The organism is Paraburkholderia sp. (genome assembly GCF_035501035.1).
Taxonomy (GTDB): domain Bacteria; phylum Pseudomonadota; class Gammaproteobacteria; order Burkholderiales; family Burkholderiaceae; genus Paraburkholderia.
In genome coordinates this window covers 1-8,159 of the sequence record NZ_DATJWR010000039.1, presented here as the reverse complement: position 1 = coordinate 8,159, position 8,159 = coordinate 1, and the positions used below count along the sequence as shown (strand labels likewise).

Sequence of the window (8,159 nt, the reverse complement as noted above, 5' to 3'; positions counted from 1 at the left end):
ATGTCACCAAGACGGAACGAGCGGTTGTTGACGGTGATCAGCGTGTCCGCGAGCGCCTGTTCATTCTTGAACGCGCCGCTCGGCCGCACGAATACGCGGTCGTCCGCCGTCGTAATGGTGCCTACAGGTGCGACGGTGTTTTGCGCATCGATTGCACGAGCGAGTTGCTGCGGCGAGATCGACAGACGCGTGAGTTGCGCATTCGAAATCTCGACGAAGATATGCTGATCAGGGTCGCCGAAGTAATCGACCTTCGCGACGCCCGGCACGCGTAGCAGAACCGTACGCAGCTGGTCCGCATAGTCGTGCAGTTGCGCGGGCGTGAAGCCATCGCCTTCGAGCGCGTAGATGTTCGTGTAGACGTCACCGAACTCATCGTTGAAGAACGGTCCGACCGTTCCCCTCGGCAGTGTCGCCGCGATATCGCCCACCTTCTTGCGAACCTGGTACCAGGTCTCAGGCACCTCCTTGACCGGTGCCGAGTCCCTCATCGCGAAGAAGATCATCGACTCGCCGGGGCGCGAGTAGCTCTTGATGTTGTCGACATACGGCGCCGCCTGCAGCTGGCGCCCAATCCGGTCCGTGATCTGTTCCTGCACTTCGCGGGCGGTCGCGCCCGGCCAGTACGTCTTGATGACCATCGTCCGGAACGTGAACGGCGGGTCTTCCGATTGCGCTAGATGGGTATAGCCGATCACCCCAAAAAGCGTGGCCAGCCCGATCAGAAAGATCACGAGCTGCTGGTGCCGCAGCGCCCATGAAGAGAGGTTAAAGCCCGTACCGCTAGCGCTTTCCTCGCCGGAAACGTTCGCCGGCGCGCTGTCGAGCGCGTGTTCGTGGTCGCGCGCGTTCATACCGAAGCGTCCTCAGAATGCAGCGGAGGCACCACCTGCACATGCTGCCCGGAACTCACGGCATGCACGCCCTGCAGGACGACGCGGTCGCCATCGTGCAACCCCGAACTGAACGAGACAGTGTGTTCGTCGTACCGCTCGATCGTGACCTGGCGCAACTCGAGCGTGTCGCTACCTTTACGCACTACCCACACGGCCGGATTCTCACCCTTATGAAAGAGCGCCGTCACCGGCAGCGTGAAGACCTGGCCGGCATCGTCCGCTGCGCTGAATGCCACATTCGCGGTCATGCCAAGACGTACCTCGGGACTCGGTGCCGTCAGCGTGAGCTTCACGCGCCACGTGCGGCTTTGCGGGTCGGCCGCAGCCGAAACCTCGCGCACGCGCGCTTCGAAAGTCTTGCCCGGCAGCGCAGGCAAAGTAACGCGCGCGTTGCTGCCGACGGCGAGCGCGTTCAGCGTTCTTTCAGGCGCGTCACAAACGACATCGACGTCGCCCGTCCAGTCGAGGTGATACACGGCCTGGGTTCCCTGAACGTTCTGGCCGGTATCCACATCCTCGGAAGTGATGACGCCGTCGTGGTCCGCGGTCAGCGTCGCGTAGCGCAGGTGATCCGTCGCGAGCGCCATCTGGGCGAGCGCGGAGGTGCGCTGCGCAAGCGCCGAAGCGTAGGCATCCTCGGTCTGCTCCAGTTGCGCGGGAGCAATCAGGTTCGCACGTGCCTGAGCCTGATCGCGGTCGAGCTGCTGCCTGGCAAAAACGAAGCGATGTTCGGCGGCGTCGAGTTGCGCGCGCGCATTGACGAGGTTGTTCTGCAGATCCGTCGGGTCGAGCAACGCAACCACCTGTCCCGCCTTGACCGTATCGCCGATATGCACTCGTCGCTCGATGACCTTGCCCCCCACCCGGAACGACAGCGGCGTGGAATAACGCGCCTGTACCTGTGCCGGCAACGAGTTGATCTCAACGTGCCCATCCGGATGGACCGCAAGCGCAACGACCGGCTTGGCCTCCGGGACGACTGCGTCATGCTGGTGGCACGCGCCAAGCGCGACGGCGCTGCACGCTGCAACGACGACAGTCAACTTGTGCGTCGAGAGAAAGCAGGAAGGTAACAGGGAGCGCACTCGTTTCAGCGCGACAAGACCGGGTTGTTTCACGATGTTCACAAGGCAGGTGATCAATACGGGTAGAAAAGTCATTGGCGTCGTTGGCCAGCCGCGCCTGCGAGAAGCGCACGTTGCCAGGAGCGCGAAAACAAAGACATCGGTGCGGAACGGGTCCTCTTTCACACCCCGGTGGAACAGCGACCAGCGCTTATTTGACAGGCCATCGGAGCCGGTACGCCACGCGTGTCTCGAAGCGGACCAGCATCATTTGACGGCCGCATTCGCTGATGCCGTCCACCGCCGCACGGATGACATTAGACCCATTCATGATAATCTTGTCAACTATGACAGCAAAATCTAAAATATGACGATATACGGTTCCAGGAGCTAACATGCCCAACGCCCCGCTTTCCCGCACGAGTCGTCGGCCACTGGCGAAGGTGCCGGTGGCTGGTCGCGAGTCCACCGCAACACGATCGCCGCGCGTGGCCCGACGCAAGCTTGAAACGCGGCTTCGTTTGCTCGATGCAGCGTTTGCGCTAATGGCGGAAAAGGGAATGGACAGCGTCACGATCACCGAGATTACGAACGCCGCCGACGTGGGATTCGGGTCCTTCTATAACCACTTCGACTCAAAGGAAGGAATCTTCGCCGCGCTCGTCGAATGGTTATTCGAGGAATTCGCGACGACGCTCGATCGTCTCGCAGCCGGGTTGTCCGACCCGGCCGAGGCGATCGCGGTGTCGGTACGTCATACGCTTTTGCGGGCCCACCGGGAGCCGGTTTGGGGCCAACTACTGATACGCGAAGGGCTATCCACGCGAGCATTGAGCGGGGGGCTGGGTCAACGGCTGCTGCGGGACATGAAGAGAGGGATTTCGGAACGGCGCTTCATGGTCGCGGACGAACTGATGTGTGTGTTTTCCGTGATCGGCACTGTTGTCGCTGCAATCGCTGCTGAGCTCCACCTCTCTGGATCTTCAAAACGGGCGGTTCACGCACGAAAGGCCCTTCGATCGAGGAACGAAAGTTTCTCCGAAAGCACGGCGGTCATTGTGTTGCAGGCGTTCGGCCTCAGACGCACCGAAGCCGAAACGATTGCGCGCCGTCCACTCCCGGCGCCCCCTCAGGCAGCGAACATCTCAAGCGATACGGCCGCATGACGCCAGACACGGCAGGTCCTTGCAGGCGATCGAGCGTCATCCATTGCATGCCGGTGCGGCGCGCAGCGGCAACTGGTCGCCAAACCATCAGTCCCGGTAAAGTGTGCTTGCAAGATAGCCCCGCCGTAGTTCTCGCAACGCCGAAGCAACGACGGCACTTACAGGCAGGGCAAGCAGCACGCCGAAGAAACCGAATAGTTGCCCGAACGCCAGCAACGAGAAAATCACCGCCAGCGGATGCAGGCCGATGCGCTCGCCAACGAGCCTGGGTGTAAGAACGACACTCTCGAGTACCTGCCCGATTCCGTATACGGCGACCACCGCCGCGAAGCCGTACCAGTTCCCAAATTGCAGAAACGCAGCGAGAAGCGCAAGCGCCAGCGCGCTCGAGAATCCAATATAAGGGACGAACACGGCAAGCGCGGTGAGAAGTCCCACAGGCAGCGCAATGTCCAGTCCGACGATAGCCAGAGCTGTGGGATAAAACACCGCAAGGATCACGACGACGAGCAGTTGCCCATGGAGGTACTGCGCCAGCATGTGATCGATCTCCGCAACGAAGTGCCGGGTTCTTCCGAGCCAGCGCCGCGGCACGAAACTTTCCATGTGCTCGAGCGCCTCGTGCCTGTCGTAGAGAAGGTAGAAAAGGACGAGCGGCAGTAGCACGACATTGCCGACGATGCTCATCATCATGTCGCCGCTCGTACGCACGTACTGCCACGCAGCGAGGACAGCGCCGTGCTCGCCTGATATCAGTCGCGCTGTCAATGCGTCGCGGACATTCGCCAGATCGAGCGAGTAGTGGATTCCCAGAAAAGCCAGCCAGGGTTGCAGCATTGCGTCCAGTTTGGTCACCAGCGAAGGCACCTGTTTTGCGAGCTCGGGCCCTTCCCTCTGGATGACCACGAATACCAGCAAAATGAGCAGCATGACAAGCAACGCGAACAACGAAATCATGACAAACGCGGCAAGACCGCGGGGTACGCGATAACGTAACAGCCATTCCACGCCCGGCTGCAAAACGTACGCGATCATGGCACCGAGCAGAAACGGCGTCAGGACGGGACGCAGGGTCCATAGCAGGACGCCAGCCGACAGGGCAACGGCTCCCCAAAACAATGATTGGCGATGGTAGGCAGTCATCGGTACGCCCTTCCGGCGTTAAAGCATCTGTTCGGCACACGAGCGGCGCTGGTCATGGTTTGCATTCGCGCATCGCAGATATTTCTGCCGAACCATGGAAGCTTGCATGCGCCGCCTGTACCCTGATGTGATCACCATGCATCGCGCACACCTGCAGCGGGGGCACCAGTGCCCCGCCCAGATGATAATGTTATCACTATTGCAGTGTTAGTCAACGTGCAGTAAGCGACCTCTTCATCGACATTTCGCATTGGAGTATTGCATCCGTTCTCCGGCTAACACGTGCGCCGATGGCGTTCAGTGCACCCGCTCACGATTCAGAGCAAACAGGCGCTCCAATTCCAGCAGCGCCTCGCCAAGCAGGTCAATGGCGCCGTTGGGCGTCGACGCCGTAGCAGCACTGCGAAGCGCGGCCTGGATGATCTCGTGAGCGCTTTCTGGTTTGGCCTTACCGATCCTCGCGATGAATTGCTTCTCCATGAGTACTCCTTCCCGGCTGAGGTAACGGCGGAAAGTATAGGCGCCGCAGACGTGGAATCGACGCTCGCAATTGTTTGTTTCCATCTCGCCAACGCACGAGCAAGGCTCGTCAACGAAGGTATAAATCATTTATGATATAGTTGTCACTTTTCACATCTGACCGCTAACGTCTGTCCATTACGGCATGGGCACATTGATGGATGGCGCCTGCCGCGCCATCAGGCAAGCAACGACGTTCTGCGCGTCTACTCCCATGCCCGAGCTATGCAACAAGCACTTCTGGCCACTTTCCGCCTCATCGTCCTTGCATTGTCTGGCCTCGTTGCGGCCGTAGCGTGCGCGGCCGGCACCCCGCCTCCGGGGGCTGATAGTGGCTATTTTTTGCCCATGGCCGGGGTCGGTTCCGACGCGGCGGAAGCACTCAATGTGCTTCAGGCCAGGGAAGACGCCATCAGGCAGCGCGCATCGACCGCAACCGGTGATGCCGAACTGATCGAACTGGCCTCGCTGAGCCGGCGCATAGCCGACGAGGTCGACAGACTGCTCGCAACCTCGCTGCAGCCTGAGCTTGGCAGGACGCATGCGCAGCTCGATGTGCTGGGAGCGGCGCCCGTTGGCGGTGCAAGTTCGGAAACACCCGCCGTCGGCCAGCAACGCAACGCCCTCACGGCGCAGAAAACGCGACTTGATGCGCAAGTCAGACAGGCGGAACGCATCAAAGGCAATCTGGTCAACGTCGACGCACAGATTGCACGACTGCTTCATGCACATCTGAAAGACCAACTCGCGCTTCGCACCGACAGCATTCTGAGCGCTGCGTTCTGGGTGCCCATGGTTCACCCGGAGGCGGCTGACTATCAGCGTCTGCGAGCGTTTGGCGAGCAGGTCGAAAAGCAGATTGGATCGATGTGGCAACCGGGACGCTTCCTCGCCACGACGATCCTTCTGCTGGCCGCGCTAGCCTGCGCAACAGTTGGTGCTAGCCTTCTTGAACGAACACTAGGATTGGTTTGCCTTCGACGTCTGCCGGAAGGACGGCTGCGGCGCAGTGCCTTCGCGATATCGACCGTGTTTGCGACGCTGGCAGCCACGATGGTTGCGGTACATCTCGTCAGCATGGCCATTGTCAATCAACAAAGCTTGTCACCCGCCCTTCAGACCTTCGCTGACGAGCTTGTCAAGCACATCGTCAATTGTGCGTTGGTCCTCGCGCTTGGCAGGGCGTTCCTGTGTACCCGACATCCCACCTGGCGCCTGCCTGCTATCGCTGATCCGGTTGCGCAGGCGCTCAGATCTTTTCCACGTACGTTGGCCGCGCTCCTGCTCTTTTCAGGGGCGATAGAGCAAATCAACCGAGCCGTCGACACCAGCCTTCAGCTCACGATTTTCACTCGCGGTCTCGTCGCGTTGATCGTCGCGTTGACCATCGGCGCTTCGTTGCTTCATGCGAACCGCGTACGTACCGCACTTGCCGCCGCCGGAAATTCGCCTGAAGGTCGGTCGACACTTGCGGGTTTGATTCATGCCGCCGTCTGCGCTGTCATAGTGGGCGCCCTGGCTGCATTAGTATGCGGGTACATTTCCGTTGCGCGTTTCCTGACCTACGAACTCGTGTGGTTCGACATCGTCCTCTGCAGCCTCTATTTTCTCGTGATGCTTACGCGCGATGTATGCGAAAGCATCTTTTCTCCGGCGCATGCAAGCGGCAATACGATCAAGCATCTGTTTGGCATCGAAAATACTCATCTCGCACAGATTTCGACAGTGCTTGCCGGGATTTGCCGAAGCGCGCTCATCGTCGCCGCAGTCATTGCGCTGCTCACAGGCGGTCTCGGAACAACGCCCGCGGACCTTATCGACAGCATTCTCGAGGTGCTAGGCGGCGACCGGCTGCGTGCGCTCAATATCGTCCCCGCTCATATCTTCAGCGCCCTGCTCACATCCGGCGTCGGAATCTATCTGGTGCGGTCCGTGCGCAAATGGTTCGACAGGGAGTTGTTGCCGAAGACGGAAATGAGTCCCGGCATGCGCGCGTCGCTGCTGACGTTGTTTGCGAACATCGGTTACGTACTCGTCGTGCTGCAGACCTTGTCTGTGCTAGGAGTCAAATGGCACAACCTTGCATGGATAGTCAGTGCATTGTCGGTGGGAATCGGTTTTGGTCTGCAGGAGATCGTAAAGAACTTTATCTCCGGACTCATCTTGCTCGCGGAGCGGCCGGTGAAGGTGGGCGACATGATCAGCATCGCCGGCATCGAGGGGGACATACGGCGCATTAGTGTGCGTGCCACCCAGATCCAGCTCGCAGACAAGTCGACCGTGATCGTGCCGAACTCACAGCTCATCTCGCAGAATGTGCGCAACGTCACGATGGGAAACACCACACAAGGTATCGCCTCCCTGATGCTTACATTCGCGCTGGATGTCGACCCGGAGCGGGTCCGCGAGATTCTTCTCGACGCCTACAGGGATCACCCCTCGGTTCTGGAGCATCCGTCGCCGTCCGTCATGTTCAGTCAGTTGACACCCGACGGCATCACGCTCACGGTCACGGGGCATGTGAGGAGTCCCAGGATCGCTGCCGACACCAAAAGTGAACTCCTGTTCGCCATGCTGAAGCGACTACGTGCCGCGGAGATCCCGTTGTCGAACTCGCGAACGGTTTTGATCCGTGCGCCGCACGGTTGCCTACCCACGGGGCCTGTGGCGGCTTCGGGCGGACCATCCTGTAGCAGTTTTTCGTTGGCCGGCGCAACGGGCGTATCGGCGAACGCTCGGAATACTGCGGGCGGCGTCGAGGTGTAGCGCAGGTCTTGCGACGGACGTTGCGCACCCGGAAACAATGTACTTGCGTAAGCCTTCTGCAATACGCAGATAAGAAGATTACGAACTTCGAGGGATTGTGTCGCGATAAGCGATGAAGGTTTAGCAAGCCGGCATTAGATTAGGATGCCTTATGTAATCAACGAGTATAAATTGAACGGCGACGCTGCGGGTGGTGTCGCCACTCATCTGGCCCTTGCGGATCATATGCATGAGCTCGATACTGGAGAGGATGATGCGCAAGCAGCGGAAATCCTAGAAGCCCATCATCGGCCTGATGATGCGTTTGATCGCACGATGGTCCTGTTCCACAACATTGTTCAGGTACTGTCGGATCCGGATCGGCATTTCCTGTTCGGCGTTCAGGGCATCAACGGCGGCCAAGTTCGCGTCGCTCTTGTCGATGGTGTACTGGCGGAACGCCTTTTCGAACAGCGGCACAAGTTTGATGACCCAGCGGTCCACCGTCGAGTGGTCAACGTTGACACCGCGCTCGGCTATCATTTCTTCGAGATTGCGCAGACTCAACGCATAAGCCACATACCACCGCACGCATACCAAAATTACATCAAGCGGATAGTGAAGGC

At 59.7% G+C, this 8,159-nt stretch carries 6 protein-coding genes and 1 pseudogene; 2 read left to right on the top strand and 5 right to left on the bottom strand.

Annotated elements, in window-relative coordinates; genetic code table 11:
• Both VMJ11_RS02510 and VMJ11_RS02505 read right to left on the bottom strand, forming a co-directional pair.
• On the bottom strand, nucleotides 1–854 hold an 854-nt coding region (locus VMJ11_RS02510; protein WP_325616589.1), incomplete at its 3' end, for an efflux RND transporter permease subunit.
• A complete protein-coding gene (locus VMJ11_RS02505) occupies nucleotides 851–2,023 on the bottom strand; it encodes an efflux RND transporter periplasmic adaptor subunit (protein ID WP_325616590.1) in 1,173 nt (390 codons plus the stop codon). The genes VMJ11_RS02505 and VMJ11_RS02510, both read right to left, overlap by 4 nt.
• Before the next feature lie 332 nt (nucleotides 2,024–2,355).
• Here VMJ11_RS02505 and VMJ11_RS02500 point away from each other — a divergent pair, with 332 nt between their 5' ends.
• Complete coding sequence (locus VMJ11_RS02500) at nucleotides 2,356–3,126, top strand: TetR/AcrR family transcriptional regulator (RefSeq protein ID WP_325616587.1); 771 nt, start codon at nucleotides 2,356–2,358, stop codon at nucleotides 3,124–3,126.
• A gap of 87 nt (nucleotides 3,127–3,213) precedes the next feature.
• Here VMJ11_RS02500 and VMJ11_RS02495 read toward each other — a convergent pair whose 3' ends face one another.
• Together VMJ11_RS02495 and VMJ11_RS02490 are read right to left on the bottom strand one after the other, a co-directional pair.
• Nucleotides 3,214–4,269: an AI-2E family transporter gene (locus tag VMJ11_RS02495; RefSeq protein WP_325616585.1), complete on the bottom strand. Its 1,056-nt coding sequence runs from the start codon at nucleotides 4,267–4,269 to the stop codon at nucleotides 3,214–3,216.
• A 297-nt stretch (nucleotides 4,270–4,566) separates the two neighbouring features.
• Nucleotides 4,567–4,749, bottom strand: coding sequence for a hypothetical protein (locus tag VMJ11_RS02490; protein WP_325616583.1), 183 nt, complete (start codon nucleotides 4,747–4,749; stop codon nucleotides 4,567–4,569).
• A gap of 264 nt (nucleotides 4,750–5,013) precedes the next feature.
• On the opposite strand from VMJ11_RS02490, the gene VMJ11_RS02485 reads away from it, so the two are divergent.
• The gene (locus VMJ11_RS02485; RefSeq protein ID WP_325616581.1) at nucleotides 5,014–7,554 is read left to right on the top strand and encodes a DUF3772 domain-containing protein; all 2,541 of its coding nucleotides are present in this window, start codon (nucleotides 5,014–5,016) and stop codon (nucleotides 7,552–7,554) included.
• A gap of 149 nt (nucleotides 7,555–7,703) precedes the next feature.
• Here VMJ11_RS02485 and VMJ11_RS02480 read toward each other — a convergent pair.
• Nucleotides 7,704–8,159 (bottom strand): annotated as a pseudogene (locus VMJ11_RS02480) (IS6 family transposase); the annotation flags it as partial.